Source organism: Nonomuraea sp. NPDC050790 (assembly GCF_044456745.1).
GTDB lineage: Bacteria > Actinomycetota > Actinomycetes > Streptosporangiales > Streptosporangiaceae > Nonomuraea.
The window spans coordinates 70,803-97,735 of sequence record NZ_JBITGF010000017.1; the positions used below are offsets into that span (position 1 = coordinate 70,803).

24 protein-coding genes are annotated in these 26,933 nt (G+C 72.0%); 11 read left to right on the forward strand and 13 right to left on the reverse strand.

What is annotated here, in order from left to right; genetic code table 11:
- The first annotated feature begins 76 nt into the window (after nucleotides 1–76).
- Together ACIBEJ_RS49580 and ispG are read left to right on the forward strand one after the other, a co-directional pair.
- On the forward strand, nucleotides 77–1,813 hold the full coding sequence (locus tag ACIBEJ_RS49580; RefSeq protein ID WP_397190024.1) for a 1-deoxy-D-xylulose-5-phosphate synthase: 1,737 nt from the start codon (nucleotides 77–79) through the stop codon (nucleotides 1,811–1,813).
- Nucleotides 1,810–2,904 (forward strand): flavodoxin-dependent (E)-4-hydroxy-3-methylbut-2-enyl-diphosphate synthase, encoded by a 1,095-nt coding sequence (gene ispG, locus ACIBEJ_RS49585; protein WP_397190025.1) that lies wholly within the window; start codon nucleotides 1,810–1,812, stop codon nucleotides 2,902–2,904. Before ACIBEJ_RS49580 ends, ispG begins: the two co-directional genes overlap by 4 nt.
- Here ispG and ACIBEJ_RS49590 read toward each other — a convergent pair.
- Together ACIBEJ_RS49590 and ACIBEJ_RS49595 are read right to left on the reverse strand one after the other, a co-directional pair.
- Nucleotides 2,898–3,056, reverse strand: coding sequence for a hypothetical protein (locus ACIBEJ_RS49590; protein WP_397190026.1), 159 nt, complete (start codon nucleotides 3,054–3,056; stop codon nucleotides 2,898–2,900). The genes ispG and ACIBEJ_RS49590 overlap by 7 nt on opposite strands.
- 71 nt (nucleotides 3,057–3,127) lie before the next feature.
- Entirely contained in the window at nucleotides 3,128–3,925 is a 798-nt protein-coding gene (locus ACIBEJ_RS49595; protein WP_397190027.1) for an NAD(P)H-binding protein, read from the reverse strand.
- Nucleotides 3,926–4,030: 105 nt separating this feature from the next.
- Here ACIBEJ_RS49595 and ACIBEJ_RS49600 point away from each other — a divergent pair, with 105 nt between their 5' ends.
- The gene (locus ACIBEJ_RS49600; protein ID WP_397190028.1) at nucleotides 4,031–5,326 is read left to right on the forward strand and encodes a sulfatase; all 1,296 of its coding nucleotides are present in this window, start codon (nucleotides 4,031–4,033) and stop codon (nucleotides 5,324–5,326) included.
- Here ACIBEJ_RS49600 and ACIBEJ_RS49605 read toward each other — a convergent pair.
- The 4 genes from ACIBEJ_RS49605 to ACIBEJ_RS49620 are packed head-to-tail and all read right to left on the reverse strand — an operon-like array spanning nucleotide 5,303 to nucleotide 10,814.
- Entirely contained in the window at nucleotides 5,303–5,695 is a 393-nt protein-coding gene (locus ACIBEJ_RS49605) for a VOC family protein (RefSeq protein WP_397190029.1), read from the reverse strand. The two genes, ACIBEJ_RS49600 and ACIBEJ_RS49605, sit on opposite strands and share 24 nt — an antisense overlap.
- Nucleotides 5,679–6,992 carry an ATP-binding protein gene (locus ACIBEJ_RS49610; protein WP_397190030.1) on the reverse strand — a complete coding sequence of 438 codons (1,314 nt, stop codon included), beginning with the start codon at nucleotides 6,990–6,992 and terminating at the stop codon, nucleotides 5,679–5,681. The genes ACIBEJ_RS49605 and ACIBEJ_RS49610 overlap by 17 nt, the downstream gene beginning before the upstream one ends.
- Nucleotides 6,989–7,663, reverse strand: a complete 675-nt coding sequence (locus ACIBEJ_RS49615) for a response regulator transcription factor (protein ID WP_397190031.1) — start codon at nucleotides 7,661–7,663, stop codon at nucleotides 6,989–6,991. The genes ACIBEJ_RS49610 and ACIBEJ_RS49615 overlap by 4 nt, the downstream gene beginning before the upstream one ends.
- A 52-nt stretch (nucleotides 7,664–7,715) precedes the next feature.
- Nucleotides 7,716–10,814 (reverse strand): bifunctional cytochrome P450/NADPH--P450 reductase, encoded by a 3,099-nt coding sequence (locus ACIBEJ_RS49620; RefSeq protein ID WP_397190032.1) that lies wholly within the window; start codon nucleotides 10,812–10,814, stop codon nucleotides 7,716–7,718.
- A gap of 131 nt (nucleotides 10,815–10,945) precedes the next feature.
- On the opposite strand from ACIBEJ_RS49620, the gene ACIBEJ_RS49625 reads away from it, so the two are divergent.
- Nucleotides 10,946–11,545, forward strand: coding sequence for a TetR/AcrR family transcriptional regulator (locus tag ACIBEJ_RS49625; protein WP_397190033.1), 600 nt, complete (start codon nucleotides 10,946–10,948; stop codon nucleotides 11,543–11,545).
- Complete coding sequence (locus tag ACIBEJ_RS49630; protein WP_397190034.1) at nucleotides 11,542–11,973, forward strand: NUDIX hydrolase; 432 nt, start codon at nucleotides 11,542–11,544, stop codon at nucleotides 11,971–11,973. Before ACIBEJ_RS49625 ends, ACIBEJ_RS49630 begins: the two co-directional genes overlap by 4 nt.
- Here ACIBEJ_RS49630 and ACIBEJ_RS49635 read toward each other — a convergent pair.
- Nucleotides 11,961–12,938 carry an aldo/keto reductase gene (locus ACIBEJ_RS49635; RefSeq protein WP_397190035.1) on the reverse strand — a complete coding sequence of 326 codons (978 nt, stop codon included), beginning with the start codon at nucleotides 12,936–12,938 and terminating at the stop codon, nucleotides 11,961–11,963. The two genes, ACIBEJ_RS49630 and ACIBEJ_RS49635, sit on opposite strands and share 13 nt — an antisense overlap.
- 138 nt (nucleotides 12,939–13,076) lie before the next feature.
- On the opposite strand from ACIBEJ_RS49635, the gene ACIBEJ_RS49640 reads away from it, so the two are divergent.
- The gene (locus ACIBEJ_RS49640) at nucleotides 13,077–13,328 is read left to right on the forward strand and encodes a hypothetical protein (RefSeq protein ID WP_397190036.1); all 252 of its coding nucleotides are present in this window, start codon (nucleotides 13,077–13,079) and stop codon (nucleotides 13,326–13,328) included.
- Between the two features lie 12 nt (nucleotides 13,329–13,340).
- The gene (locus ACIBEJ_RS49645) at nucleotides 13,341–14,705 is read left to right on the forward strand and encodes a D-arabinono-1,4-lactone oxidase (protein WP_397190037.1); all 1,365 of its coding nucleotides are present in this window, start codon (nucleotides 13,341–13,343) and stop codon (nucleotides 14,703–14,705) included.
- 71 nt (nucleotides 14,706–14,776) lie between these two features.
- Here the strand turns inward: ACIBEJ_RS49645 and ACIBEJ_RS49650 are convergent, their stop codons facing one another.
- A complete protein-coding gene (locus tag ACIBEJ_RS49650; protein ID WP_397190038.1) occupies nucleotides 14,777–15,490 on the reverse strand; it encodes a helix-turn-helix domain-containing protein in 714 nt (237 codons plus the stop codon).
- A gap of 199 nt (nucleotides 15,491–15,689) precedes the next feature.
- Between ACIBEJ_RS49650 and ACIBEJ_RS49655 the strand changes: the two genes are divergently transcribed.
- From ACIBEJ_RS49655 to ACIBEJ_RS49665, 3 genes are all read left to right on the forward strand, one after another.
- Complete coding sequence (locus ACIBEJ_RS49655) at nucleotides 15,690–16,823, forward strand: serine hydrolase domain-containing protein (RefSeq protein ID WP_397190039.1); 1,134 nt, start codon at nucleotides 15,690–15,692, stop codon at nucleotides 16,821–16,823.
- Nucleotides 16,824–16,889: 66 nt separating this feature from the next.
- Nucleotides 16,890–18,035 carry a GlxA family transcriptional regulator gene (locus tag ACIBEJ_RS49660; protein ID WP_397190040.1) on the forward strand — a complete coding sequence of 382 codons (1,146 nt, stop codon included), beginning with the start codon at nucleotides 16,890–16,892 and terminating at the stop codon, nucleotides 18,033–18,035.
- 268 nt (nucleotides 18,036–18,303) lie between these two features.
- Entirely contained in the window at nucleotides 18,304–18,948 is a 645-nt protein-coding gene (locus ACIBEJ_RS49665; protein ID WP_397190041.1) for a cysteine hydrolase family protein, read from the forward strand.
- 34 nt (nucleotides 18,949–18,982) lie between these two features.
- On the opposite strand, the gene ACIBEJ_RS49670 is transcribed toward ACIBEJ_RS49665, so the two are convergent.
- The 5 genes from ACIBEJ_RS49670 to ACIBEJ_RS49690 are packed head-to-tail and all read right to left on the reverse strand — an operon-like array spanning nucleotide 18,983 to nucleotide 25,797.
- Nucleotides 18,983–21,139 carry a malectin domain-containing carbohydrate-binding protein gene (locus ACIBEJ_RS49670; RefSeq protein ID WP_397190042.1) on the reverse strand — a complete coding sequence of 719 codons (2,157 nt, stop codon included), beginning with the start codon at nucleotides 21,137–21,139 and terminating at the stop codon, nucleotides 18,983–18,985.
- Complete coding sequence (locus ACIBEJ_RS49675; RefSeq protein ID WP_397190043.1) at nucleotides 21,136–22,866, reverse strand: DUF2264 domain-containing protein; 1,731 nt, start codon at nucleotides 22,864–22,866, stop codon at nucleotides 21,136–21,138. The genes ACIBEJ_RS49670 and ACIBEJ_RS49675 overlap by 4 nt, the downstream gene beginning before the upstream one ends.
- 2 nt (nucleotides 22,867–22,868) lie before the next feature.
- On the reverse strand, nucleotides 22,869–23,717 hold the full coding sequence (locus ACIBEJ_RS49680; RefSeq protein WP_397190044.1) for a carbohydrate ABC transporter permease: 849 nt from the start codon (nucleotides 23,715–23,717) through the stop codon (nucleotides 22,869–22,871).
- A complete protein-coding gene (locus ACIBEJ_RS49685; RefSeq protein WP_397190045.1) occupies nucleotides 23,714–24,526 on the reverse strand; it encodes a carbohydrate ABC transporter permease in 813 nt (270 codons plus the stop codon). Before ACIBEJ_RS49685 ends, ACIBEJ_RS49680 begins: the two co-directional genes overlap by 4 nt.
- On the reverse strand, nucleotides 24,523–25,797 hold the full coding sequence (locus ACIBEJ_RS49690; RefSeq protein ID WP_397190046.1) for an ABC transporter substrate-binding protein: 1,275 nt from the start codon (nucleotides 25,795–25,797) through the stop codon (nucleotides 24,523–24,525). Before ACIBEJ_RS49690 ends, ACIBEJ_RS49685 begins: the two co-directional genes overlap by 4 nt.
- Before the next feature lie 154 nt (nucleotides 25,798–25,951).
- Here ACIBEJ_RS49690 and ACIBEJ_RS49695 point away from each other — a divergent pair, with 154 nt between their 5' ends.
- Nucleotides 25,952–26,932 carry a LacI family DNA-binding transcriptional regulator gene (locus tag ACIBEJ_RS49695; RefSeq protein WP_397190047.1) on the forward strand — a complete coding sequence of 327 codons (981 nt, stop codon included), beginning with the start codon at nucleotides 25,952–25,954 and terminating at the stop codon, nucleotides 26,930–26,932.
- Nucleotide 26,933 lies beyond the last annotated feature (1 nt).

A 26,933-nucleotide genomic window follows, 5' to 3' on the forward strand; every position in this document is an offset into this window, starting at 1 on the left:
GAACACCCTGTTCACGGATGTCCCCCGGCGGAGCAAGGATTCGACCACGACCGCAGCCGACCCTTGTGGAGCGACCATGGCGGCCCGTCCTGGACTTGACGAACCTCTGCTCCAGACCATCTCCGGTCCTCGCGACCTGCGTCTTCTTCCAGCCGCTCACCTGGGGGCCCTGGCCCGCGAGATCCGCGAGTTCCTCATCGCGAAGGTCATGGCGAGGGGCGGGCACCTCGGCTCGAACCTCGGCATGGTCGAGATCACGATCGCCTTGCACCGCGTCTTCCATTCCCCGGAGGACACACTTCTGTTTGACACCGGACATCAGGCATACGTCCACAAACTGCTCACCGGCCGCCAGGCCGACTTCGACACCCTGCGCGCCCAGGGCGGCCTCAGCGGCTACCCCTCGCGCGAGGAGTCGCCGCACGACCACATCGACAACTCCCACGCCTCCACCGCGCTCGCCTACGCCGACGGCATCGCCAAGGCCCGCAGGCTCAAGGGCGAGGAGCGCCGCGCGGTGGTGGCGGTGGTCGGCGACGGCGCGCTGACCGGCGGGCTGGCCTGGGAGTCGCTCAACAACCTGAGCGACGGCGAGGGCCGCCCGGTCGTCGTCGTGCTCAACGACAACGGCCGCTCCTACGCCCCCACCCACGGCGGCTGCGCCCGCAACCTCGGCACGCTGCTGGAGAACCTCGGCTTCGTCTACATCGGCCCCGTCGACGGCCACGACGTGGCCGCCGTCGAGCGCGCGCTGCGCACCGCCCGCACGCTGCCGAGCCCCAGCGTGGTGCACTGCAAGACCCGCAAGGGGTACGGCTACCGCCCCGCCGAGCTGGATCTGGGCGAGCACATGCACGCCGTCCCGGCCAGCGACACGCGTACCGGCAAGCCGCTGTCCAGCGGCGGCCCCACCTGGACGCACGTCTTCTCCGCCGAGTTGTGCGCGCTCGGCGAGGTCCGGCCCGACCTGGTCGCCATCACCGCCGCCATGGCGGGCCCGACCGGGCTGGAGGCGTTCGGCAGGCGCTTCCCTGGCCGGATGTTCGACGTGGGCATCGCCGAGCAGCACGCGATGGTGTCGGCGGCCGGGCTGGCGCTGGAGGGCTTCCACCCGGTGGTCGCCGTCTACGCCACCTTCCTCAACCGCGCCTTTGACCAGGTGCTCATGGACGTGGCCATGCAGCGGCTGCCGGTGACGATCGTCCTGGACCGGGCGGGCATCACCGGCCCCGACGGCCCCAGCCACCACGGGATGTGGGACCTGGCGATCCTGTCGGCGGTGCCCGGCCTGCGGGTGGCGGCGCCCCGCGACGGCGCCCGGCTGCGGGAACTGCTCGGCGAGGCCGTGGCGGCGCGCGGACCGACGGCGCTGCGCTTCCCCAAGGCCGCCGCGGGCGCCGAGCTGGCCGCCGTGGAACGTTCCGACGGCATGGACGTGCTGTGGAACACCGGGCACGACGTGCTTCTCGTCGCGGTCGGCGCGAGCGCGGGGGCCTGCGTGGAGGCGGCCGCGGCGCTGGCGGAGGACGGCGTGGGGGCGCGGGTGATCGACCCGCGCTGGGTGCTGCCGGTCGCCCCCGGCCTGGTCAGGGCGGCGGCCGCGCACGGCCTGGTCGTCACCGTCGAGGACGGCGTGGTGACCGGAGGGGTGGGCGCGGCGGTCGGGCAGGCGTGCGCGGGCGGCCCGCGGGTGCTCGCGCTCGGGCTGCCGCAGGCGTTCGTCCCGCACGGCTCGCGCGAGCGGTTACTGGCCGAGGCGGGACTGACCGGTTCTGGGATCGCGCACGCCGTACGGAAGGAGCTGGCCCGATGATCGAGCTCGGAATGCCGACGAAGAGGCCGAGGGTCTCGCGGCAGGTGATGGTGGGCGGCGTGCCGGTGGGCGGCGGCGCACCGGTGAGCGTGCAGTCGATGACCACCACGCCCACCCACGACGTCAACGCGACCCTGCAGCAGATCGCCGAGCTGACCGCGGCGGGCTGCCAGATCGTCCGGGTGGCGGTGCCGACGCAGGACGACGCCGACGCGCTGGCCGAGATCGCCCGCAAGTCGCAGATCCCGGTGATCGCCGACATCCACTTCCAGCCGCGCTACGTCTTCGCCGCCATCGACGCCGGGTGCGCGGCGGTGCGGGTGAACCCGGGCAACATCAAGAAGTTCGACGACCGGGTGGGTGAGATCGCGCGGGCGGCCGCGGACGCGGGCGTGCCGATCAGGATCGGGGTCAACGCCGGCTCCCTGGACCCCCGGCTGCTGGAGAAGCACGGCAAGGCGACGCCGGGGGCGCTGGTGGAGTCGGCGCTGTGGGAGTGCTCGTTGTTCGAGGAGCACGGCTTCCGTGACATCAAGATCTCGGTCAAGCACCACGACCCGGTGGTGATGATCGCCGCCTACCGCCGCCTCGCGGCGCGCTGCGACTATCCGCTGCACCTCGGCGTGACCGAGGCGGGCCCGCTCATGCAGGGGACGGTCAAGTCGGCGGTGGCGTTCGGGGTGCTGCTGGCCGAGGGCGTCGGCGACACGATCAGGGTCTCGCTGTCGGCCCCGCCGGTGGAGGAGGTCAAGGTCGGCATCGGCATCCTGGAGTCGCTGGGGCTGCGCCGGCGCAAGCTGGAGATCGTCTCGTGCCCGTCCTGTGGACGGGCACAGGTCGACGTCTACCGGCTGGCCGAGGAGGTGTCGGCCGGGTTGGAGGGCTTCCCGTTCCCGCTACGCGTGGCGGTCATGGGGTGCGTGGTGAACGGCCCGGGCGAGGCCCGCGAGGCGGACCTGGGCGTGGCCTCGGGCAACGGCAAGGGTCAGATCTTCGTGAAGGGCAAGGTGATCAAGACCGTTCCTGAGTCGCGGATCGTGGAGACCCTGATCGAGGAGGCCCTGCGCCTGGGGGAGGAGCAACCTCAGTAGGAGCTCCTGCGCGGGGCGGCGGTGGGGCGGCGGGACAGGTTGGCGCGGCCGGTGGGCTGGATGTCGCGCAGCGCGTGCTCGCGCTTGGCGGACCGGCCCTTGGCCTGCTCGGTGGTGGTGCCGGTGATCGAGCTGGGGAGCTTGATTCGCATCTGGTGAATCCTTCGGTTTGAGAGCACTACGTTTGAAGTGCTCTCAACGTAGTACTACGCCCGGAGTGGTGTCAACCCCATCGTGCGTCCTTCGCGAACTCCTCGAACGACTTGGGCGGCCGGCCCGTCACCTGCCGCACCACGCCGGTCGGTTCCGCGTCACCCTGGTCGCGCAGCGCGGCGAACGCCGCGATCTGCGCCCGCACCTCCGCCTCCGGCATCCCGAAGCCGGTCATGACGGCCAGGTAGTCCGCCTCCGAGCCGAGGTAGCGGACGGTCCGCCCCGAGGCCCGGCCGATGATCTCCACGGCCTCGCCGAAGCTCAGCGCGCGCGGGCCGCTCACCTCGTACGAGCGCCCCTCGTGCCCGTCCTCGACCAGGGCCGCGGCCGCCACGGCGGCGACGTCGCCGGCGTCCACGAACGCCTGGCGGGCCTCGCCCAGCGGCAGCGCCACCTCGCCGGCGAGCACCGCCTCGCGCATCACCCCCTCGTCGAAGTTCTGGTCGAACCACGACGGCCGCAGGATCGTCCACTCCGCGCCGGAGCCGCGCACCACGCGCTCGGCGGCCATCAGCCGCTCGTCGCCCATCACCTCGATTCCGCCGCTGGACAGCAGCACGATGCGGCGGATCCCCGCCTCGACCGCCGCCGCCACGAACTCGGGATCGACCGGCACGTCGTCCGGCGCCATCAGGTAGAGGCGCTCGGCTCCGGTCAGGGCCGGGCGCCAGGTGTCCCGGTCGTTCCAGTCGAAGCGGACCTCGCCGCGCCTTGAGGCCGGCCGTACCTGATGGCCGGCCGACCGCAGGCGGTCGGTCACGCGACGCCCCGTCGAGCCCGTCGCCCCCAGGACCAGGATCTCGTTCATGCTCCACCCCTTCTTAAGGAAAGCTGGGAATGCCCCATTCGGCAGGAAATCAACCCACAAAAGCGGCCAATAATTGCTGACCACCGCTTTCTGGAGGTCAGCGACGTGAGTCAACTCAGCAGACGAACCTTCATCGCAGGTACGGCTGCCGCAGCCGCGGTCACCGGCGTTCCCGCCGCCGCGGCGGCCAAGCCGAAACGCCCCAACATCCTGCTGATCGTCACCGACGACCACAGGAGAGAGACCGAATGGGCGATCCCGTCGATCGTCAACCTGATCGGCGGGCAGGGCGTGTCGTTCACCCAGGGCTGCGTCACCACGCCGCTCTGCTCGCCCTCACGCGCGTCGATCATGTCCGGCCGCTACGCGCGCAACCACGGCGTCGTGGACAACACCGCCCCCGGCCGGCTCGACCAGGACACCACCGTGCAGAGCCACCTACGCGAGGGCGGCTACCGCACCGGCCTGTTCGGCAAGTACCTCAACGCCTGGGACCTCAACCAGGCCCCGCCGAACTTCGACGACTTCGCGATCATGCGTCCCGCCTACCGGCGCGCCCAGTGGAACGTCAACGGCACCGTGGGCCGCCGCCCCGGCTACACGACGACGCTGGTCAGGCAGCACGCCCTGGAGTTCATGCGGGCCAACAAGGACCAGCCGTGGTTCCTGTACCTGTCGCCGTACGCCTCCCACGGCCCCAACACCCCTGAGGACAAGTACGCCAACCTGCCCGTGCCCCCGTGGAACGGCAACCCCGCGGTGTCCGAGACCGACAAGAGCGACAAGCCGCCCTACATCCAGGAAGCCTCCCAGGGCCTGGCCGCGGGCAGGAAGGTCCGCCAGGCCCAGCTCCGCACGCTGAAGTCGGTGGACGACCTGTTCAAGGCGGTCAGGGCGGAGCTCGTGGCGCAGGGCAAGCTCGACGACACGCTCATCATCTTCATCGGCGACAACGGCTTCAGCTGGGCCGACCACGGCCACATCGGCAAGAGCGTGCCCTACCAGCCGGCCTTCCGCGTGCCGTTCTACCTGTCGTGGCCGGCGGGCGGCTTCGGCAAGGGCGTGGACGACGATCGGCTGGCCGCCAACATCGACGTCGCCCCGACCATCCTGGACGCCGCCGGGATCCGGCCGCGCGCCCGCATGGACGGCAGGTCGCTGCTGCGCGGCGGCCGGCGCGGCCACCTGTTCCTGGAGTTCCACGGCCAGCCCGACGGGGCCGGACCCGGCGTCTGGGCCTCGATCTACACCGGCTCGCGCATCTACACCGAGTACTACGACGGCGGCGGCGGGGTGAAGTTCCGCGAGTACTACGACCTGCGCAGGGACCCCCACCAGTTGGAGAACCGGATGCGCGCCGACGACCTGGCCAGGGAGCTAGCCGCGGCGCGCGGGGTGTAGGCAGAAATCGTTGCCCTCGGGGTCGGCCAGCACGATCCAGCTCTCGTGCCTGGCCACCTCGGTGGCGCCGAGCGCCTCCAGGCGGGCGCGCTCGGCCTCGACGTCGGCGGCGCGCACGTCCAGGTGCACCCGGTTCTTCGCCGTCCTGGGCTCGGGAACCCGGACGAACCAGATCCTCGGCGCCCCAGCGGGGCCCTCGACCAGCACCGTCGGGTCGTCCTCCGGGCCGGAGAAGCCGCGCGAGCGCAGCCTCTCCAGCTCCTCCTCGTCGTAGGGCGCCACGTCGTAGTCGTCGAGCAGGCGTGCCCAGAACCTCGCCAGGCCGGCCGGGTGTCGGCAGTCGAACACGATGTCATGCAGCAGGGCCATCCGCCCATGCTGGCAGGCGGAGACGGAACACCGCACCCGACGGCGACTCCTCGCAGGTCAGCGTGCCGCCGTGGGCCAGCGCCAGGCCACGGGCGATCGGCAGGCCGAGCCCGGCGCCGTCGGAGGCGGTGTCGCGGCGCACGAACCGGTGGAAGATCAGGTCCCGCGCCGACGGCGGCACACCCGGTCCTGTGTCGGCCACGTCCACGACGGCCTGGCCGTCCTCGCTCGTGACGGTCAGCGTGATCCGGCCGTCGGGCGGGGTGTGCCTGCGGGCGTTGTCGAGCAGGTTCGCCACGACCTGGCCGAGCCGCTGGGCGTCGCCGATCACCGTGACCTCCTCCCCCTCGACCGCCACGGTGATCTCGGGGGCGCGCAGCCGTACCCGGTCGGCCTCGCTCTCGCACAGCGCCCGCAGGTGGACGGGCTCGCGGTGCAGGCCGAGCCCGGCGTCGATCCTGGCCAGCGCGAGCAGGTCGTCGACCAGCCGCCCGGCCCTGCGCGTCTCGCGCACCAGCAGCAGTTGCATGCGCTCGCGTTCCTCGACCGGCATCGCGGCGGGCGCCTGGAGCACCGCCTCGGCCGTCGCCTGGATGCCCGCCAGCGGCGTGCGCAGCTCGTGGGCGACGTCGGCCAGGAACTGCCGCGAGCGGCTCTCCGACTCGCGGGCCTGCTGCTCGGCGCCCTCCAGCGCGTCGAGCATGGAGTCGAACGCGGCCGCGGTCCGGCCGAGCTCGGTGTCGGTGCGCTCGGGCGAAAGCCGCCTGCCCCGCTGCCCCCGCGCGATCTGCCTGGCCAGTCCGGCCAGGTCGTCCATGGGCCTGGTCGCCCTGCGCAGCGCCACGGGCAGCACGACGCCGAGCACCGCCAGCGCGGCGAAGCCGGCGACCAGCATCAGCATGCGCAGCGTGGTCCGCGGCCCGTCGATGGTCTCGGTGTCGGCGTAGAGCGTGAGCAGGCCGCCGCCCGGCAGCCGCCTGGTCAGCGTCAGGTCGCCGAGGTCGGCCTGGAAGCCGCCGAGCGTGTGGCGGCGGCCGGTCAGGTCGACCAGCACCGCCTCGATGCCGGCGCCGCTGACCCGGCGCACCAGCCGGTCCGGCAGGACCTTGCGCCGGTCGAGCTGGACGGCGAACTGGGCGCGGTCCACCAGCCGGCTCTCCGCCTGGCTCCTGGCCAGCAGGCCGAACAGCCCGTCCACCGCCACCAGCAGCACGACCAGCGTGACGGCGACGACCAGCAGGGTCGAGCCCGCGACCCGGCCGCGCAGGGATCCGGCGGGCCGGCCGTACCGTCTCATCGGGGTCCGTCCAGGACGTAGCCGAGGCCGCGCACGGTGTGCAGGACCCGCTCGCCCGAGCATTCGAGCTTGCGGCGCAGCGCGCTGACGTGCACCTCGACCAGGTTGGGGTCGTAGGCGTCGTAGCCCCAGACGCTGGTGAGCAACTGGGTCTTGCTCAGCACCTGGCCGCGGTGGAGCGCGAGGTGGCCGAGCAGCCGCAGTTCGGTCCTGGTCAGTTCGACGGGGCGGCCGTCGCGCAGGACCAGCCCCTTGTCCACGTCGATGATCAGGTTGCCGATCTGCAGCGTCGACGGCGTACGGCGCAGCCGCCTCAGCACCGCGCCGACCCGCGCGGTCAGCTCCGACAGCTCGAACGGCTTGACCACGTAGTCGTCGGCGCCCGCCTGCAGCCCGCGCAGCCGGTCGGAGACCCCGTCCCTCGCCGTGAGCACGATGACCCCGGCGTCGCTGCGCCCGCGCACCACCTCCAGCAGCGCGAAGCCGTCGCGGCCCGGCAGCATGAGGTCGAGCACGACCAGGTCGGGCTGGAAGGTGTTGAGGTCCTGCTCGAAGCCGGTCCCGTCGGGCAGGCCGCGGACCACGTACCCGGCCGAGCCCAGCGCGGACAGCACGGCGAGCCGGATCGCCTCCGCGTCCTCGACCACCATCACCCGCGCCGAACTGGTCATCCGCCCATTATGCGAACCCGCCGGACCGGACAAAACGCCCCTCAGGCAATCTTCAGCCTTCCCAGACGTCCTCGTTGTAGCGTTCTGCGGCACGCAGCTCCTCCAGCCACGCCTCGCTCGCGGCCGGATCCGCGCCGGTGCGCGCGCCGTGGATGCGCGTCAGCGCCGCCCGCACCCCGGGCGCCATCCGGTTGCCGTCGCCGCAGACGTAGACGCGGCCGCCGTCCTCCAGCACGCGCCACACCTCGTCCGCCTCGCGCAGGAGGCGGTCCTGGACGTAGCGCGGGCCGTCGCCGGCGACCTCGCTGAACGCCGGGCGCAGGCTGACCACTTCCGCCGCCTCGGCCTGCTCCAGCTCCGCCCGGTGCAGGTAGTCGAGGTCCGGGTCGTCGCAGCCGAAGTAGCAGAGCAGGGTGCCGCGGGCGCCGCGGTGCAGGCGCTCCATGACGACACCGCGGAACGGGGCCAGGCCGGTGCCCGCGCTGACCAGGATCGCCGGAGTGCCCTCGTCGGCCAGGCCGTGGAAGGCGGCCGGGCCCGGCACCACCCGCGCCTGCACGACGCCGCCCGCCGCCACCTCGGACAGGTGCGAGGAGGCGACGCCGTGGAACCAGCCGCTTCCACTCCGGTTCGGGCCGCTGACCTGCGAGACCATCAGGTCCACCGCGCCGGGGCCGGCCAGCGGGGAGCTGGAGATCGAGTAGTTGCGCGGGCGCAGAGCCGGCATGAGCTCCAGGAACACCTCGAAGGGCAGCTCGCAGGCCGGGTGCTCCTCCAGCAGGGACAGGACCGTGGAACCCGCCGGGTCCACGGCCGCCAGCCTCGCCCTGGTGTGGGGGCAGCGGGTGTGGGCGGCCAGCGTGCTCACCTGGTGGGCGGTCGCCGGGCGCTGGAGCTCCAGGAAGCCTGACAGCAGTTCGCGCACCGTCACCGGAGTGTCGAGGGGGAGCTGGGTTCTGGTACGGCGGGCCTGGCGCAGCCGTACGCGCTGGGCGGGGTCGAGACCGAACCGGGCGGCGGCGCGCTCGACCAGGTGCGGCGGGTTCTCGGGCAGGACGGCGAGGTGGTCGCCGGTGCGGTAGGTGGCGCCCGGCGGCAGCTCCAGGCGCAGGTGGCGCTTCTGGCGGGCGTCGGGGTGGGTGAGCGGCTCGTTGAGCAGCACGCGCATCGGCCGGACGCCGTGGTGCTCGGCGCGCTCCTCCGCGGGCGACCTGGTGACCTGTTCCAGCAGGAAGGCGGGGCCCTCGGGCTCCCCCGCCGGTTCGCCCGCTCCGGTCAGGGTCGCCCAGAGCGTCGCCGACCACGCGTCGACCGCGCCCTCCAGGTCGCCCGAGGCGTCCACGACGCCGCGCTCGGCCAGGCGGCGCCCGCCCGCCTGCGCCAGCCGCGCGTCGATCAGCTTCGGGACGCGCTGGAACGTGGCCGCCCAGTTGCGGTCGCCCACCCCCAGCACCGCGTACGGCGTGCCGGGCAGCTTGTCCGCCTCGGCCAGCCAGTCCACGAACCGGGCCGCGTCGTCGGTCGGGCGGCCGTTGTAGGAGGCGGCCACGATGACGACCGGAGCGTCGGCCAGCGTGCCCGCGGCCTCGTCCAGGGAGGTGACCTTGGCCGCGAAACCGCGTTCCTCCGCCTCGGCGGCCAGGTCGTGGGCGATGGACGAGCAGGTGCCCATGTTGGAGCCGTAGAGGATAGAGATCGGCGAGCCCGGTGCGACCTTCGTCCCGGACGGGCGGACCTTGCCCTTCTCCGCCGGTTCCGCCGCGGCGCGACGGTCGGCGGTGGTGCGGGGCTCGACCTTGAGCGTGAAGCCGTCGGGCTTCAGCGTGAGCGTCTCCTTGACCCGCAGTTCGTAGCCGGGCTCGCCGGTCAGGTGGAAGCGGTGCGTCAGCAGGCCCAGCACCAGCGTCGCCTCGTGCAGCGCGAACTGCCTGCCGATGCAGGCCCGCTCGCCGCTGCCGAACGCCTTGAACGCGTGCGGCGGGCGGGCGTCCTGCGCCTCCGGGGCGAAGCGGTCGGGGTCGAACAGCTCCACGTTCCTGCCCCAGGCGGGGTCGCGGTGGAGCTGCGGCGTCAGGACGAAGAGCGACTCGCCCGCCTTGACCTCGTACCCGCCGCCGATCACCGTGTCGGCCAGCGCCTCCACCGCGAACGCCGGGGCCGTCGGCCACAGCCGCAGGCTCTCCATCAGCACCTGGCGGGTGTAGCCGAGCCTGCCCACGTCGGCGTACGACGGGTCGGGCCGCTCCGCGTCGCCCCAGAGCGCGTCCACCTCCTCCTGCACCCTGGCCAGCACCACCGGGTTCCTGGCCAGGTAGTACAGGGCGAAGGAGAGGGCGCCCGAGGTCGTCTCGTGCCCGGCGATCAGGAACGTGATCACCTGGTACCTGATGTTCAGGTCGTCGAGCGGCTCGCCGGTCTCCGGGTCGTCGCTGTGGAGCATGCGGCCGAGCAGGTCGTCGGTGCTCCGGTCGCCGGACTCCCTGCGCTGCCTGATCACCTCGTCGACCAGGTGTTCCATGGCGCGTACGTCCTGGTGGAAGCGGCGGGTCCGCCCGCGGTAGAGGACGTCGAGGCCGGGGATGAAGGCGCCCTTGGCCTGCGCGTACGTGAGGGCGCCGACGAGCGAGCCGATGAACGGGTGCGGCCGCTCGCTCTCGAACGAGGCGAAGTCGTAGCCGAACCCGCACAGGCCGATGGTGTCGAGGGTCAGCCGGGTCATGTCCGCGCTGACCTGCACCGGCTCGTCACCGGCGCGCGTCCAGGCGGCCACGAGCTCGCGGGCGACGCCGAGCATGGTGGCGTGGTAGCCGCGCATGGCGGAGACGGAGAAGGCGGGCAGCAGGATGTCGTGCGCCTTGCGCCAGTTGGCCTCGTCGGCGTAGGCGGTGAACAGGCCGTCTCCGGCCAGGGGGCGCAGGTTGACCAGGTCGGAGTGGACGTTCTTGCGGAACCGGCTCTCGTCGCAGAGCTCGGTGACGAGGTCGAGGCCGGTGACGACCACGAACTCCTGGCCGAAGGCGCCCAGCTTGAAGATCGGGCCCCAGTCGCGGGCCAGCTCACACAGGTAGGCGACCTGCCGGTCCACGGGCGCGCTGAGCGCGTGGCCGACGATCGGCAGGGCGGGCGGCGACGGAATCTCGGCTCTGGACACGTGAACGTTCCCTTCTGCGGGTGTACGTCTTCGCCGTCAGGCTAGCACGAGACTTTGTCACTCGACTAAGTCGATCGAACAAGACTTTGCGGCCAGGCGGGCCCGCAGGTCACAGCCGATAGGGTGCGGGCATGGCTCACGTTCCCGCCGCCGAGCGGCGTCCTCAGATCGTGGCGGCCGCGATCGGGCTCATGGCCCGCGAAGGCGTCGCGGCCGGGAGCACCAGGGCCATCGCCGCCGAGGCGGGCGTCGCGCAGGCGATGGTGCACTACACCTTCGGCTCCAAGCAGGAGCTCTACCGGCTGGTGCTGGAGGACCTGGGCGACACGCTCCTCAAGCGCGTCCTCGCCGCGACGCCCATCGGCGCCGACTTCGCCGCCACGGTCTCCGCGCTGGTCAACGAGCTGTGGCGGACGGTCACCGAGGAGCGCGAGCGCTACCTGCTGCTGGTCGAGATGATCATGTTCTCGCTGCGGGACCCGGTGCTGCGCCCGGTGGCCTCCGAGTTCACCCACGACCTCGACGCCGCCGCCGCCCGTCTGCTCTCCGACGCCGCGGAACGCGCCGGGCAGGAGCTCGCGCTGCCCGCCGAGGAGATCGCCCGCTTCTTCCTCAGCGGCTTCGACGGGATCGTGACCCGGTACATGACCGACGAGTACGACCTCGCGGCCTGCGAGTCGACCCTGCGCCTGATGCTCGACACCACCATCGCGCTGGCGGTCTCCCCATGACCTCCCCGGTACGCACGCGTGTGTCGGCGTACGCGATCGTCACCTCCGGCGGCCGGATCCTGCTGACCCGCCTGTCGGACAGCTCCCCGATCTTCCAGCCCGGCGCGTGGCACCTGCCCGGCGGCGGCATCGACCCGGGCGAGCAGCCGGAGCAGGCGCTGGCCCGCGAGCTACGCGAGGAGACCGGCCTCGACCTGACCGGGTCGCGCCTGGTCGGCGCCAGGACCTACGCGGTGACGCGGCTCGGGGTGAGCTGGCACCTGGTCGGCCTGTTCTACCGGGCCGAGGTCGCCTCTGGCCCGGCGGCGGTGACCGAGGTGAACGGCACCACCGACGCGGTGTCCTGGCTGCCGATCGCCGACCTCGGCGACACCCTCTCCCCCGCCGCCACCGACGCCCTCCACCTGCTCGCCGGTCACCAGCGGTGATGGACCTGGGAGCGGATGCGGTGGTCGTAGAGGTTCTCGATCGCGGTCAGGGTGCCGGGCGGTAGCGAGGGCAGGGTGGCGGTCTCGGCGTTGGCCCTGGCCTGGTCGGCGGTGGAGGCGCCCGGGATCACCGTCGTCACCCCCGGCTGCTGGATCACCCAGCGCAGGGCCGCCTGCGCGGGCGTCATCTCCGGCGGGGTCAGCGCGGCGAACTCGGCCGCCGCCTCCAGCCCGGTCGCGTAGTCGACCCCGGAGAACGTCTCCCCCACGTCGAACGCCTCCCCGTGCCGGTTGTACGCGCGGTGGTCGTCGGCGGCGAACACGGTGTCCGGGCGGAAGCGGCCGGACAGCAGCCCCGAGGCCAGCGGCACCCTGGCGATGATCGCCACCCCGGCCGCACGCGCCGCGGGAAGCACACGTTCGAGCGGCTTGCGGCGGAAGGCGTTGAGGATGATCTGCACACTGGCCACGCCCGGACGGGCGATCGCGGCCAGCGCCTCGTCGCAGGTCTCGACGCTCACCCCGTAGGCGGCGATCCGCTCCTCCCGCACGAGCGTGTCGAGCGCGTCGTAGACCTCGTCGGTGTCGAACACCGGCGTCGGCGGACAGTGCAACTGCACCAGGTCGAGCCGGTCCACGCCGAGGTTGGCGCGGGAGCGGTCGGTCCACTCCACGAAGCTCTTGAGGGTGAACTCGGCCGGGTCCTGCGGTCCGCGCCGGCCCATCTTGGTGGCGACCGTGAGGCCGTCGTGGCCGCGCAGGAACCGGCCGATGAGGCGTTCGCTGCGGCCGTCGCCGTACACGTCGGCGGTGTCGAGGAAGGTCACGCCCGACGCGACGGCGGCCTCCAGGATGGCGAGCGCGTCGCTCTCGTCCACGGCGCCCCAGTCGGCGCCGAGTTGCCAGGTGCCGAGGCCGACGACCGACGCGGATCGTCCTGTCCTGCCAAATGCTCGCTGCTCCACGGGCTCCACCCTAGAACGGCGTGGCCCCTCCGCCACCGATCCCGAGCCCTGCGGGCTCGCAGCCGGTCGCCGAACAGCTTACTTGCCAAGTTTGGCATAATATTGCCAAGCGGTGTGGGTGCGTGTCAATCTGGGGGCATGAAGGTCGGCATGGTGATCCCGTGCAGGGCGCGCCCGCACACCATGCGCGGCACGTTCGCCGCGCCGGCTCCCAATGACGTGCTGCCGCCGGTCGGGTTCGCCCTGCCGTACGACGACAAAAGCGTCGACGAGTGCCGTATCCTGCCGCCCATCCAGCGGCTGAGCGAGCGCTTCCAGGACACCATCGTGCGCGAGGCCGAACGCGTCTCCCGCAAGCTCGGCGCGCCCGCGGGCGACGAGCGACGCTGACCAGGAGCCGACATGCCGATCACCAACTGGGCGGGCAACGTCACCTTCGGCGCGGCCCGCGTGCACCGGCCGCGGACCCTCGACGAGCTGCGGCGCGTGGTGGCCGCGGCCCCGCGCGTACGGGCCCTGGGCAGCGGCCACTCCTTCAGCCTGGTCGCCGACACCAGCCACGACCTGGTCCGCCTGGACGGCCTGCCGCCCGCCATGGAGATCGACGCCGCTCGCTCGACCGTCGCCGTCGCGGCCGGGCTGCGTTACGCGGAGGTCGCCGAGCACCTGCACCGCGCCGGGTACGCGCTGGCCAACATGGCCTCGCTCCCCCACATCTCGGTCGCCGGTTCGTGCGCTACCGGCACCCACGGCTCGGGCGACAGCCGCCGCTGCCTGGCCGCCGCCGTCGTCGCCCTGCAGCTCGTCGGCCCCGGCGGCGACCTGGCCGAGCTGAGCCGCGAGCACGACCCCGGCGTCTTCCCCGGCGCCGTCGTCGCGCTCGGCGCGCTCGGGGTGGTCACCCGGCTGACGCTGGAGATCGAGCCCGCCTTCGACGTGGCGCAGCGGGTCCGTCTCGACGTGCCCCTGGAGGAGGTGGCCGAGCGCTTCGACGAGGTGTACGGCGCCGCGTACAGCGTCAGCACGTTCACCGACTGGCGCGGCGGCAGGGCGGAGGTGTGGCTCAAACACCGCCTGGACGAGGTGAGAGACGGCACAGCCACCAGCGGCGGCACGGCCCTCGCTGACGGGACGGCCATCCACGGCGGGACGGCCCTCGCTGACGGGACGGTCGTCGACGGCGGGGCGGTCGTCGGGGATGGGTGGTCGGAGAGCGGTTGGGCGGGAGGGCGGGCGGCTGAGCGGCCGGTGCACCCGGTGCCCGGCATGTCGCCCGAGTCCTGCACGCAGCAACTCGGCGTGCCGGGGCCGTGGCACGAACGGCTGCCGCACTTCCGCCCCGAGTTCGTGCCCGGAGCGGGCGAGGAACTGCAGTCGGAGTACTACCTGCCGCGCGAGGCGGCCGGCAAGGCGTTCGAGGCGATCCGGGAGATCGGCGCGCTGGTGGCGCCCGTGCTGCACGTCTCGGAGGTGCGTACCGTCTGCGGCGACGACCTGTGGCTCAGCCCCGCCTACGGCCGCGACACCGTCACCCTGCACTTCACCTGGATCCGCGACGCCGCGGCGGTCATGCCCGCCCTGGCCGCGGTCGAGGAGCGGCTCATGCCGCTGGGCGCCCGGCCGCACTGGGGCAAGCTGACCACGGCCCGGCCCCGGCAGATCAGCGCGATGTACGAACGGGCCGCCGAGTTCGGGCGCCTGGCCCGCGACCTGGACCCGTCCGGCAAGTTCCGCAACTCCTACGTGGACGCCCTCTTCCCGGCCTGACTCTGCGGAACGGGCTGCAGGACGTATCGAGCCGGGCTCGCACCCCACTCCACATGGCAAACTGTTGGCAACTAATTGCCGAGCTTCTCGGGCGCGTAGATGTGCCGCCAGTGCTCGGCCGAGCGGACCAGGTCGGCGCTGACCCGGAAGAGGAACTGGCCCAGCTTCTCCAGCCGCACCCCGGCGGGCGTGCTCGCGCCGAGCGCCCTGGCGCTGCTCTGCGAGGCCTCGGCGATCCTGGTGTTGATCCTGGAGCTGGCCAGCATGGCCTGGAACCAGACGTCGTCGTCCATGACGTAACGCTCGGCCCGGCCGCGCGGGTCGCGCTCGCGCTTGATGATCTCCATCTCCTCCAGGTAGGCGACCGCCTTGGAGATCGAGGCGGGGCTGACGCCGAGGCGGCGCACGAGCTCGGCCGAGGTGAGGGCGCCGTCGTCGGTGGTGAACAGGGCGGCGAGCACCCTGGCCATCATCTGCGGCAGTCCTGACTGGATCAGCAGCTCGGTCAACTGCGCGGCCACCCGCTCCACGACCCTCGGATCCCGGGCGCCGAGGTCGGCCGCCACCGCCGACCGGCCGGAGCCCTGCGGGCGCGTGGTCCGCCTGCCGGGCCTCGGGGCCTGCTCTGGCCGGTAGTCGTTCGGCCCGCCGTTGCGCATCACCTCTCGGGTGATCGTCGAGGTGGGCCGCCCGAGGTGGCGGGCGATGGCGGCGTAGGTCAGGCCGTCGCGCAGCCCTGCGGCGATCTGGCGGCGGTCCTGCTGGGTGAGCCTCTGTCCTGGCATCGGGCTCCTTCGGGCGATCGGGATCTGGCCACAGCGTAGTGCAAACAACGATTGCATTAGCCGTCAGCACCCATGCAACGATTTGATAGCTTTGAGCTGCATCTTTGCATCCAACTTCACAGAATAATGATTGACGATTCCGTGTATGCAACGTAACTTTTGGCCCGTCGCGAAGATTGCATAGAGCAAGGGAACGAACATGACCCACACCGAGATCCAGAACGCCCTCGACCGCGCCGTCGCCGAGCACGGCGTGCCCGGCATCGTCGCCGAGGTCCGCGACGGTGACGAGACGTGGTTCGGTACGGCCGGCGTCGCCGACCTCGCCACCGGCGCCAAGCGCGTCCCCGGCGAGAACCTGCACACGGGCAGTTCCGGCAAGGCGTTCACCGCCGCCGCCATGCTGGCCCTGGAGGCGGAGGGCAGGCTGAGCATCGACGACACGGTCGAGCGCCACCTGCCCGGCGTGCTCACCAATGGCTACGACGGCAACAAGATCACCATCAGGCACCTGCTGAGCAACAGCAGCGGCATGTTCGCCACCGGCCTGGCCCCCGAGGCCTCGCACCGCTACGCCACCCGCTCCGGGTTCGCCGAGCACCACCTCGACGTGTGGACCAAGGAGGACCTGCTGAAGCTGGCGGTCTCCCAGCCGCCGGTCTTCGAGCCCGGTGCGGCCTTCACCTACTCCAACGGCGGCTTCTACGTCGCCGGCGCGATCATCGAGAAGGTCACCGGCAACAGCTACGCCGACGAGGTGCACCGCACCATCGTCGAGCCGCTCGGCCTGAGCAGCACGCGCGTGCGCGGCCGGCACGAGTCGGACTACGCCGAGCCGCACCCGCGCTTCTACTCCTCCCAGTTCCTCAAGGACGGCGTGGACCCGGCCTCGGTCACCCCCGAGAACTGGGAGTCGCTGATCGAGGACCCGGGCATGGCGCCCCTGGACGTGACCGTGTTCAACACCTCCCTCGGCTGGTCGGCCGGCGACGTCGTCTCCACCACCGGCGACATGACACGCTTCGTCGGCGCGCTGGCCAGTGGCGCACTGCTGCCCGAGGAGCAGCACCGCGAGATGTGGACGACGATCTCCACCGAGGGCGGCTACTGGATGCCGTACGCCCGCTACGGCCTCGGCGTCTTCGAGTTCGACCGGGAGATCACCAACGGGATGGTGCTGCGCGGCGTGGGCGGCAGCCTGTGGGGCTCCTACATCTGCACGGTCAGCAGCGAGGACGGCCGCCACGTCGTCTCCCTGCACACCAACACCGAGTGGAAGACCTGGGACATCGTCTTCGACGTCGTCAAGGCGGAGTTCGCCAAGGGGCTGTAACGCATGTCCGGATATGACAGATAACTGTCGTTGCGGTCACTCATCGCATTCGGTGACAATCAGGACATGTCCGCACACCGCGTGGTGATCGCGCTCTTCCAGAACGTCGACCTGCTCGACGTGACCGGCCCGGCCGAGGTGTTCGCCCTGGCCAACCGGGTCAGCGGCCGAGCCCTGTACGACGTGGTGCTGGCCGGCCCCGGGGGCGGCGGCCAGGGCGCCACGTCCACCGAGGACGGTCAGGGCACCACGTCCACCGGGGTACGCCAGGGTGCCACGTCCGCCGAGGTACGTCAGGGTGCCACGTCCGCCGGGGTACGCCAGGGCGCCACGTCCACCGGGGACGGTCAGGGTGCCACGTGCGCCGGGGTACGCCACGTCACCACGTCCGCCGGGGTACGCCTGGTCGCCGACCTCTCCTTCGACGAGGTCGGTGACCGGGTGGACACCCTCCTGGTGCCCGGTGCCGTGGACGTCACCCCGGAGGGGCCGCTGGCCCTGGCCGACCCCGAGGTGGTGGCGTGGGTCAGGCGGACCGCCCCGGCCGCCCGCCGCGTGGCGTCGGTCTGCGTGGGCGCGCACATCCTGGCCGAGGCGGGGCTGCTGGACGGACTGACCGCCACCACCCACTGGTCCACCGCCGCGCAACTGGCCGCCGACCACCCGGAGGTCACGGTCGATCCCGACCCGATCTTCGTGCGGTCCAGCGGCCGGGTGTGGACGGGCGCGGGCATCAGCGCCTGCCTGGACCTGACCCTCGCGCTGGTCGCCGACGACCACGGCGAGGAGACGGCACTGGCGGTGGCCCGCGAGCTGGTCATGTATCTCAAACGGCAGGGCGGCCAGAGCCAGTTCAGCGTCCCGATGGCCCACGCGGCCACCGGCCGCCGCGACATCGACGACCTGCGGCTGTGGATCGCCGAGCACCTCGCGGAGGAGCTGACCGCCGTGGAGATGGCGGCCAGGATGGGGCTGAGCCAGCGGCAGTTCGCCCGCGTGTTCCGGCAGCGCACCGGTACCACTCCCGGGGCCTACGTCGAGGCCGCGCGGGTGGAGGCGGCGCGACGGCTGCTGGAGACCACCGACCTGCCGCTGCCGCGGGTGGCGGCCGAGAGCGGGTTCGGCTCGGTGGAGACCCTGCACCGCGCCTTCCGCCGCCGCCTGGGCACCGGCCCAGGCTCCTACCGCCGCCGCTTCCGAACCGTGGCCTGACCACGCCACCCGCAACCGCCACAACCAAAACACCTGGCCACGCCACCCGCAACCGCCACAACCAAAACGCCTGGCCACGCCACCTGCGAGCGACTCGGCCAGAACGCCTGATCTCGCCACGCGAGAGCGGCACAGCGAGAACGCCTGATCTTGCCACGCGGGAGCGGCACAACCAGAACGCCTGAACTCGCCACTCACCGGCGGCGCCATCAGACCGCCCGTGGCGTGAGCGTGCCGTGAAACCGATCACCCAGAAAGGAACCATGCCATGAGCACCACCGCATCTCCGACCCTCCGCCAGGTCTCCGGCCTGCCCGCCGACCCGGCCCGGCTGGCCGACGCCACCCTGATCATGATCGACTACCAGAACACCTACACCACGAGCGTCATGGCGCTCACCGGCGCCGACCAGGCCCTCGCCGCCGGAGCCCGCCTGCTCGAACGCGCCCGTGCCGCGGGCAGCAGGATCGTCCACATCGTCAACGACGGCGGCCCGGACACGCCCTACGACGTCCGGGCCGAGATCGGTGCGATCAACCCGCTGGTCGCGCCGCGTGACGGTGAGCCGGTGGTGGTGAAGACGTTCCCCGACGCCTTCCACGAGACCAGCCTTCAGGAGGTCCTGACCGGCCTGGGCGCCGGCCCCGACCTCGTCCTGGCGGGCTTCATGACCCACATGTGCGTCGCGTTCACCGCACAGGGCGCCTTCAACCGGGGCTACCGCCCCACCGTCGTCGCCGACGCCTGCGCCACCCGACCACTCGCCGCCGCAGACACCGCCGGGGACGGCGCTGCTCACCCCGCCGCAGACGGTGCCGTGGTGTCTGCCGCCACCCTGCACACCGCCGCGCTGACCCAGATCGGCGACCTGTTCGGCGTGGTGGTCCCCACCGCCGACGCCCTCCCCGCCTGACCGCTCAACCAGGGAGGACGCCCGCCACAGAAGGTCAGTGGAGCGTGATGGAGGTCAGGACGGCCTGGTCCGTGGTGGGAAGGAAGGCCAGGTCGAGCCGGCCGTCGGTCACCCGGACGGTGAACCGGCGCTCCAGCGGCCGGTTCTTGCCACCGCTCTCGCGATAGACGTCCAGGTCCTGGATGACGGTCCGGCCCTCCGCGGTCACCGAGAAGACACGCTTGCCCGCCTCGGTGTGCGCCGGTTCGGTGAAGCGGAGCCGTACCGTGTGGTGGCCGTTGGCGACGGGCAGCCGGTAGGAGAAGGCGCCCACCCGGTACGGCGGGGCCGCCGCGTCGGCGAAGGTCGACTTCGTGCCGTGGATGAACTGCCGGTCGGAGGTCGAACCCGCGGCGATGTGGCGGGTCTTGTAGGGGAAGTCGGCGCGCAGCCCGATCTGCCCGTAGTGGACCTTGGAGGGGTCGAAGCCGGGCAGCCAACTGCTGTTGGTGACGACTCCGGCGCTCTTGTTGGTCTTGAACGGCGGGGTGCGCTGGATGTTGGCGGCGTCGACGTTGCTGACGGGCTGGCCGTAGGTGCCCTCGTCGAGGTAGACGGCGGCCGGGTTGGTGCTGGCGCCCGACTGGCTGTTGTTGGCCTCGGGGTGGTTGGCGGACTGGTTGACCACGATCTGGTCGTAGGTGTTGGTCTGGAACGGGCCGTCGGGGGCGGTGCTCATGCCGAAGGTGTAGACGGCGCCGCCGTCCCGGCTGTCCTGCATGACGTCGTGGATGTTGAGATATTTCACGACGTTGTCGCGGGCGTAGAGGGTCTCGTTGGGCAGTTCGCGGTATCCGGCGATGTAGGTGCCGAAGCGGGGGCTGTTGTAGATCTCGCTGTAGGAGATCTCGTTGCCCGACGCCTGCATGAGGCAGTAGCCGGCGCCGTGGCCGAGCAGTTCGCCGACGTCGTGGATCAGGTTGTTGGTCAGGACGTTGCCGGTCAGCGTGTCGCCCTCGGCGGGGTAGTTGCCCTCAAGGAAGACGCCGGTGTGGCCGGTGCGCTCGATCCAGTTCGACTCGATGCGGTTGCGGGTGTTGGCGAACAGCATGTAGATCGCGGAGTGGCCGCTGTTGCGCAGGTGGGAGCGGCTGATCGTGACGTCGTGCGTGCCGGTCATGAAGATCATGCCGATCCGGTCCACGACGCGGTTGATCTGCCGGTCGTAGATGGGGTACTGGTGCGTCTCGCCCGAGTCCCCGGCGGCGAGCATGCCGTGGCGGTAGGAGGCGGAGAAGTCGGTGGCCTCGAAGCCGAGCCCGTCGAAGGTGAGGTGGTGGGCGCCGGACAGCCGCAGCAGGCTCTTGGTCGTGGGGACGATCACCTCGCGCAGGCTCTCGCGCGGCCAGTAGTAGAGCATCTTCTCGGTGGTGGAGTAGTGGAACTCGCCCGGCTGGTCCAGCATCGACAGCATGCCCTGGACGTAGAAGCGGGAGTTGTAGTTGGCGACGCCCATCGGGTAGCGCGTCTGGTTCTTCAGCGTGATCGTGCGCGTGGCGGGGTCGATCGCGGCGATCGGGTTGTGCTCGGCGAACCAATTGGCCCTCGGCCACAGGTAGACCTGGGCGTCGGTGAGGTCCCAGCCGGTCGGGTCGAGGTCGCCGTCGCGGTACTTCAGCACGGTGTTGCCGACCTCGCCGGGCTCGGCCACGAAGTATCCGGCCTTGGCGGTGGCGAAGGGGCTGGGCGCATGGTTGGGCGTGCGTGCCTTGACGGCCCGCTCCGCGCCCTCGTACAGGGTGTCGAAGCGCTCGCTGACCGGCGCCCTGAAGATCTCGCCCCGGTAGCGGCTCCAGCCGGTCACCTTGTGCCCGCCGATGAGGCGCGCCGAGCCGGGCGGGCCGCCCCACACCTGGTAGACGACCCGGTGGCCGTTGCCGCCCGAGTCCTCGGCGGTGAAGTCGAGGCCGCCGGCCAGCTCGTAGTCGCCGCGGCGGACGTGCACGACGAGGTCGCCGCGCTGGTCGTCGTTGAGCGCGCGGACCGCCGCCTTGGCGCGCTGGAGGGTGCGGAACGGCCGCGACGCGCTCCCCGGCGCGCGGTCGTCACCCCAGGTGGCGACGTACAGGTGGCGGGCGGCGCTCGCCTGGGCGGGCGCGGCCAGCCCGGTCGCCGCCATCAGCAGCGCGCATAAGAGCAGGATTCTTCTCACGGAACTCTCCTCACAGGTGCGTCGGGTGGAGGGGGCACGTCGGCGCCGGGGTCGGTGAGCCCGAGCACGGCGGCGGAGCGCCAGTGCTCGCCGGGAGGAAGGTCTTCGACGAGCGTGGGGATCTCGGTGCGCGGCGCCGCCACGTTGGTGCCGGGCAGGGCCACGACCAGCCGTCCGGTACGGCAGGCCGACAGGTCCTCGATGGCCGACACCCCGGACCGCCCCCGTGCGCAGGCGCGCCCCGGTGCCGCCTCGCGCTCCAGGGGCGGTTCGCGGTCGATGGCGAAGCCGCCCTCCGCGGTGTGCAGGGCCCTGGCCGTCACGATGCGGTGGGTGCGCACGTGCCAGGGCGGCGCCGCGGTCAGCCAGGTCTCCACCTCGACGTCGGGCCAGGGCCGCCAGCGCGAGTACAGGGTGTCGCCGTCCACGGCGTGGTCGAGCGGCTCCTCCCTGACCCGGTAGTGGACGCCGTCCTCGCTCAGGGCCAGCATGCTGTCGTGGGCGCCGTGTTCGAGGCCGGCGTAGCCGCCTGGCACGCTGAAGCCGAAGTGGGTGGAGTAGGCGAACTTCGCGTATTTCTCCGCGCCGTGCCGTACCCACATGTGGTGCTGGCGGGCGGACAGGGCCACGACGTGCCGCCCCCGCTCGGCACGCATGAGCACCGCGCCGGCGTGCGGCTGCGCGCGCACGCCCGGCAGGTCGGGGGCGGCCAGCTCGGGCGCGGTCCAGAAGGGGTGGGTGGCGGGCAGCGCCAGCGGCAGCATCGCCTTCATCGCCCAGTACGGCGAGCCCGGCGCGTTGTACTGCTCGGCCAGCATGGGCTGGGCGTAGCCGTACCCGACGGACAGCAGGCCGTCGGCGGTGAAGATGGGCCGCGCGCGCCACCACCGCAGGTGGCGCAGCAACTGCCCCTTGACCACGCCCCACGGCAGCGCCTCCACGCCGGCGAAGGCGAGCGCGCCCCAGAAGGCGCCCTGCGCGAAGCGGTAGGTCAGGCTCCTCCCGTACGGCACCGCCGCCCCGTCGGCCGCGAACCAGTGCTGGAAGTCGTGGGCGAAGACCGCGGCCCGTTCCCTGAACCGCTCGGCCCGCGCCCGGTCGGCCGAGAGCGCGGCGTAGACCAGGCCGTAGAAGTGCATGGCGAAGGACACGTAGTAGTCGCGGCGTTCCGTGGGGCCGTCGGAGTACCAGCCGTCACCGAGCGCGTAGGTCTCCAGCCGGTCGAGCCGCTCGGTGACGGCGGCCCGGTCGTGCCGGACGCCCACCCGCGACAGGCCCAGCGAGACGAGCACGCCGAAGAAGCGCCAGTTGTTGTCGGAGGTGTCGCGGGCCAGCGCGGTGGCCAGCCAGGCGGCGAGCCGGTCGCGTTCGCCGCCGCTCAGCGGGTCCCAGAGCCGCTCGGGTGCCAGGGCGAGGGCGAAGCCGATGGCGGCCATCTCCACGATGCGCTGGTCGCTGTCGCGCGGTTCGCGCCAGTACTCCTCGTGGGCGGGGTCGGTGCCGGAGGCGAGGCCGCGCCGTACCAGATCCCAGTGGTCGAAGCGGCCGCCGCCGGCGGCGAGCGGGGCCAGGCCCCACAGCGGGCGGGCGAAGGACTCCAGCTCGGCGGCGGCGTCGTCGTGGAGCGCGGCGTTCACGCCGAGCCGGACCCTGGCCCCGCCGGGGCTGTAGTAGGGGATCAGCGGCGAGACCAGCTCGCGCGTCCAGGTCTGCAGGTGCTCGCGCACGCTCACCCCTTCTCCGCGCCGGCGAGCAGTCCCGCGCGCAGGAAACGCTGGGCGACCAGGAAGGCCGCCAGCGTGGGCGCGCAGGCCACCAGCCCGGCCAGCGCGGCCTCGGGCTGGTGGATGTCCAGGGTGGAGAAGCCGCTGGAGGCGTTGATCGCGCCGGTGGACTGCAGGAGCGTCATCAGCCCGAGCTGCAGGGTGAACGTCCGGTCGTCGTCCAGCATCACGAACGGCAGGAAGAAGTTCGTCCACACGTTCACGAAGGCGAAGAAGGCGATGAGCCCGATCGCCGGCCTGGCCAGGGGCAGTCCGATGACGAAGAACAGCCGCAGTTCGCCCGCGCCGTCGATCCGGCCGGCGTCCAGGATCGTGCCGGGCAGCGACTCGGCGAAGTGCAGGTACGACAGGTAGACCCCGAACGGGTAGAACGCCAGCGGCAGGATCACCGACCACGGCGTCCCGGTCAGCCCGACCGAGGTCATCTCCAGGTAGAGCGGCAGGACCAGGGCGGCCTGCGGGAGGATCATCCCGATCAGGGTGGCGGTCAGGACGGCCCGGCGACCGGCGAAGACGTACACGGCGAGCGCGTAGCCGGCGGGCAGCGACAGCACGAGGGTGAGGACGACGGAGGCGGCGGCGTACCAGACGGAGTTGACGATCCACAGCGTCAGCTCGCCGTCGTTGAACGTCATCAGGTCGCCCCAGGCGGTGACGACGTTGCCGAGGGAGCCGAAGCTCAGGGGCGGGCCGCCGATCAGGTCCTCGGCGGTGCGGGTGGGCGCCAGCACCATCCACACCAGCGGCAGCGCGAAGAAGACGGCGAAGACGCCCAGGACGGCTCGTCTGATCATCGGTAGAAGCCCGTCCGGTGGATGACGAGCAGCGCCGCGCCGAGGCCGACGGCCAGCATGACCAGCGAGAGGGCGGCGGCCCTGCCGAAGTCGCCCTCCTGGGTGGCGTAGAAGTAGGCGAGCTGGTTGACCGACCAGGTGGGGCTGATCTGGCCGGGCGCGCCGGTGCTGAGCACCGTGGGCTCGACGAACACCTGGCTGCCGCTGGCGAAGCTGCTGATCACGATGAACGTGACGTACCGCCTGACCAGCGGGAGCTTGATGTGGCGCGTGGTCTGCCAGGTGGTGGCGCCGTCCACGGCCGCCGCCTCGACCACCTCGCGGGGCAGCGCGGTCAGCGCGCCGTACAGGACGACGACCCAGCCGCCGGCGTGGATCGCGACGCCCATCACCACCAGGACGCCGATGAGGCTGTCGCCCTCCAGGTACTCGCTGGCCGTACCGGAGAGCAGGAACCAGAAGGGTGACATGTCCGGAGAGATCATGAACAACCACAGCAGGGCCGCCGCCGCGCCGGTCACCGCGCCGGGCAGGTAGTACACGAACCGCATGACGCCGCCGAACCGGTCGGGACGGGCGTGCAGGGTGAGCGCCAGCGACAGCACGAGCAGCACCAGGACCGGCAGCCACAGCACCAGGTACAGCGCGACGTTGCGGGCGGCGTCGGCGAGCCGGTAGTCGGCGAACAGCCCGTCGAATCCGCCTTCCGCCAGCGCCGTCCAGACCCCGTAGCCGGCGGGCGCGATCCCGAACGCGAGCAGGAACAGCACGTAGGGACCGAGGAGCAGCCAGGCGGCGGCGGTCCTCACTTGACCGTGTATCCGGTCGCCGTGGCGGCCTGGGCGAGGCGGTCCTGCCAGTCGGGCAGCGCGCCGGCCAGCGGTTCGCCCGCGGTCACCGCGGCCACGACGATCTCGTTGAAGCTGCTCTGCCAGGCGGCCTCGTAGCGGACGAAGCCGAAGCCCTGCCGCATGTTCCGCGCCGCCTCGGTGAGCACGGGCACCGGATTCTCGGCGTAGAAGGGGTCGGCGGCCTTGGCCTCGCCCCACGCCTGGGCGGAGGGGCCGTGGGCGGGGAAGGTCGGCTGTCTGGCCTGGAGCTTCTGGTCGGTGGTGAGCCAGGTGACCAGGTCGGCCGCCGCCTTGGTCCGCTGCCCCGCGTGCTTGGAGACGACGAACACGCCGCCGCCGACCTGGCCGCTGTAGGGGCGGTCGTCGCCCTCCCACAGCGGCATCGGGGCGGCGGCCAGGCGGCCGGGCGCCAGCTTGAAGGACGGCTTGAACAGGAAGTCGCCGAACCAGGCGGGGCCGGGCAGCATGAGGATCTTGCCGCTCTGGCCCAGCTTGGCGAAGGCCGGATCGGTCGGGCTCATCGTGGTGACGGTCTTGTTGGCGGTCAGCGGCTGCAACGCCTGCGCCACCCGGACGCAGGACGGGTCGCGCACATCGATGCGCACCTCGCTCAGGCTGCGCGCGTCCCTGGTCGGGCAGCCGCTGCTGGCGAAGAAGACGCCGGCGCCGTACTTGCCGTTGATGGTGCCGATCAGGTGGCCGGGGTGCTCCTTGGCGACCCGCTCGCCGAGCTTCGTGTACTCCTGCCAGGTCTTGGGCACCTGGTAGCCGAACTCCTTCATCAGCGCGGCGTCGTACCACAGGACGGTGGGCGCGACGTCGTTGCGCAGGCAGTAGAGCCTGCCGCCGAACGCGCAGGCGTCGAGCGCGCCCGGGGTGAACGCCGCGCGCACCGTCGCGGGCACCACCTCGTCGAGCGGGGCGGCGAAGTCGAACGGCGGGGCCGCCAGCGTGGCGACCTCGGCCGGGTTGGTCAGGAAGACGACGTCGGGCCAGCCCTTGCCGGTCTTGTTGGCCAGCGAGACCTTGGTGGGGACGTAGCCGGCCTCCGGTGGCATGGTGACGACTCTGATGTTCTGGTCCCGGTGCGCCCTGGCGTACTCCTGCGCGGCGGCCGTACGGGTGTTGTCCACCCACACGAGCAGTTCCTCCTTGTTGCCGGCCGGCGATCCGCCGCCGCACGCCGCGATGCTCATCACCAGGGCCGCCGCTGTCAGGGCGTGTTTCATGGTGCACCTCGGATCGGAAAGTTGCGATAAGTTTCGCAAATCCTGAGCGTGCCGGTACCGTAGGCCGAGACATCGGATGTCGTCAAGAGCCGGTTGTCGCTGGGACCCTGCCCGTGCGATCCTCGGGCGACCTGGTTTCGGGAGGTTTCGAAAGATGGCACGGCTGGCCGACATCGCCGCACAGGCGGGTGTGTCGATCTCGACGGTCTCCAAGGTCCTCAACGGCCGCTCCGACGTCTCCGCCGAGACCCGCGCCCGCGTCCAGCGGCTGCTCGACCGCCACCGCTACATCCAGCCCGGCGGCTCCGGCGGGCTGGTGGAGTTCGTCGTCAACGAGCTGGACAGCCCGTGGGCGGTCGAGCTGATCCGCGGGGCCGAGGAAGTGGTGCAGCGCGCGGGCATGGGCCTGGTGGTCTCGGCCGTGCACGGACGCTCCAAACTGGCCAGGCAGTGGGTCGACGCCCTGGCCAGGCGGGGCTCGCTCGGCGCGATCCTGGTGATCTCCGAGCTGTCGCCCGAGCAGGAGAGCGCGCTGCGCAAGCTGGACATCCCCTTCGCCGTCGTCCACCCCGCCGCCGACCCCGGCCCCGACGTGCCCTCCGTGGGCGCCACCAACTGGCCCGGCGGCTACACCGCGACCCGGCACCTCATCGAGCTCGGCCACCGCCGCATCGCCCTCATAGGCGGCCCGCCGCAGCGCCTGTCGGCCCGCGCCCGCCACGACGGCTACCGCGCGGCGCTGGAGGAGGCGGGCATCGCCTACGACGAGGCACTGGTACGGCACGGCGACTTCGAGCACGAGCTGGCCTACCGCCACGCCCTCGACCTGCTGGCCCTGCCCGCCCCGCCCACCGCCATCTTCGCCGGAAGCGACCACCAGTCGCTCGGCACCTACCGCGCGCTGCGCGAGCGCGGCCTGAACGTGCCGGCCGACGTGAGCGTGGTCGGCTTCGACGACCTGCCCTTCGCCGACTGGGTCACCCCGCGCCTGACCACCGTCCGCCAGCCGCTGTCGGAGATGACCGCGATGGCGGCCCGGATGGTGCTGCAGTTGCTGGCCGGCGAGGAGCTGGAGACCATGCGGGTCGAGCTGGTCACCAAGCTGGTGATCAGAGAGAGCACCGGCCCCGCCTGAC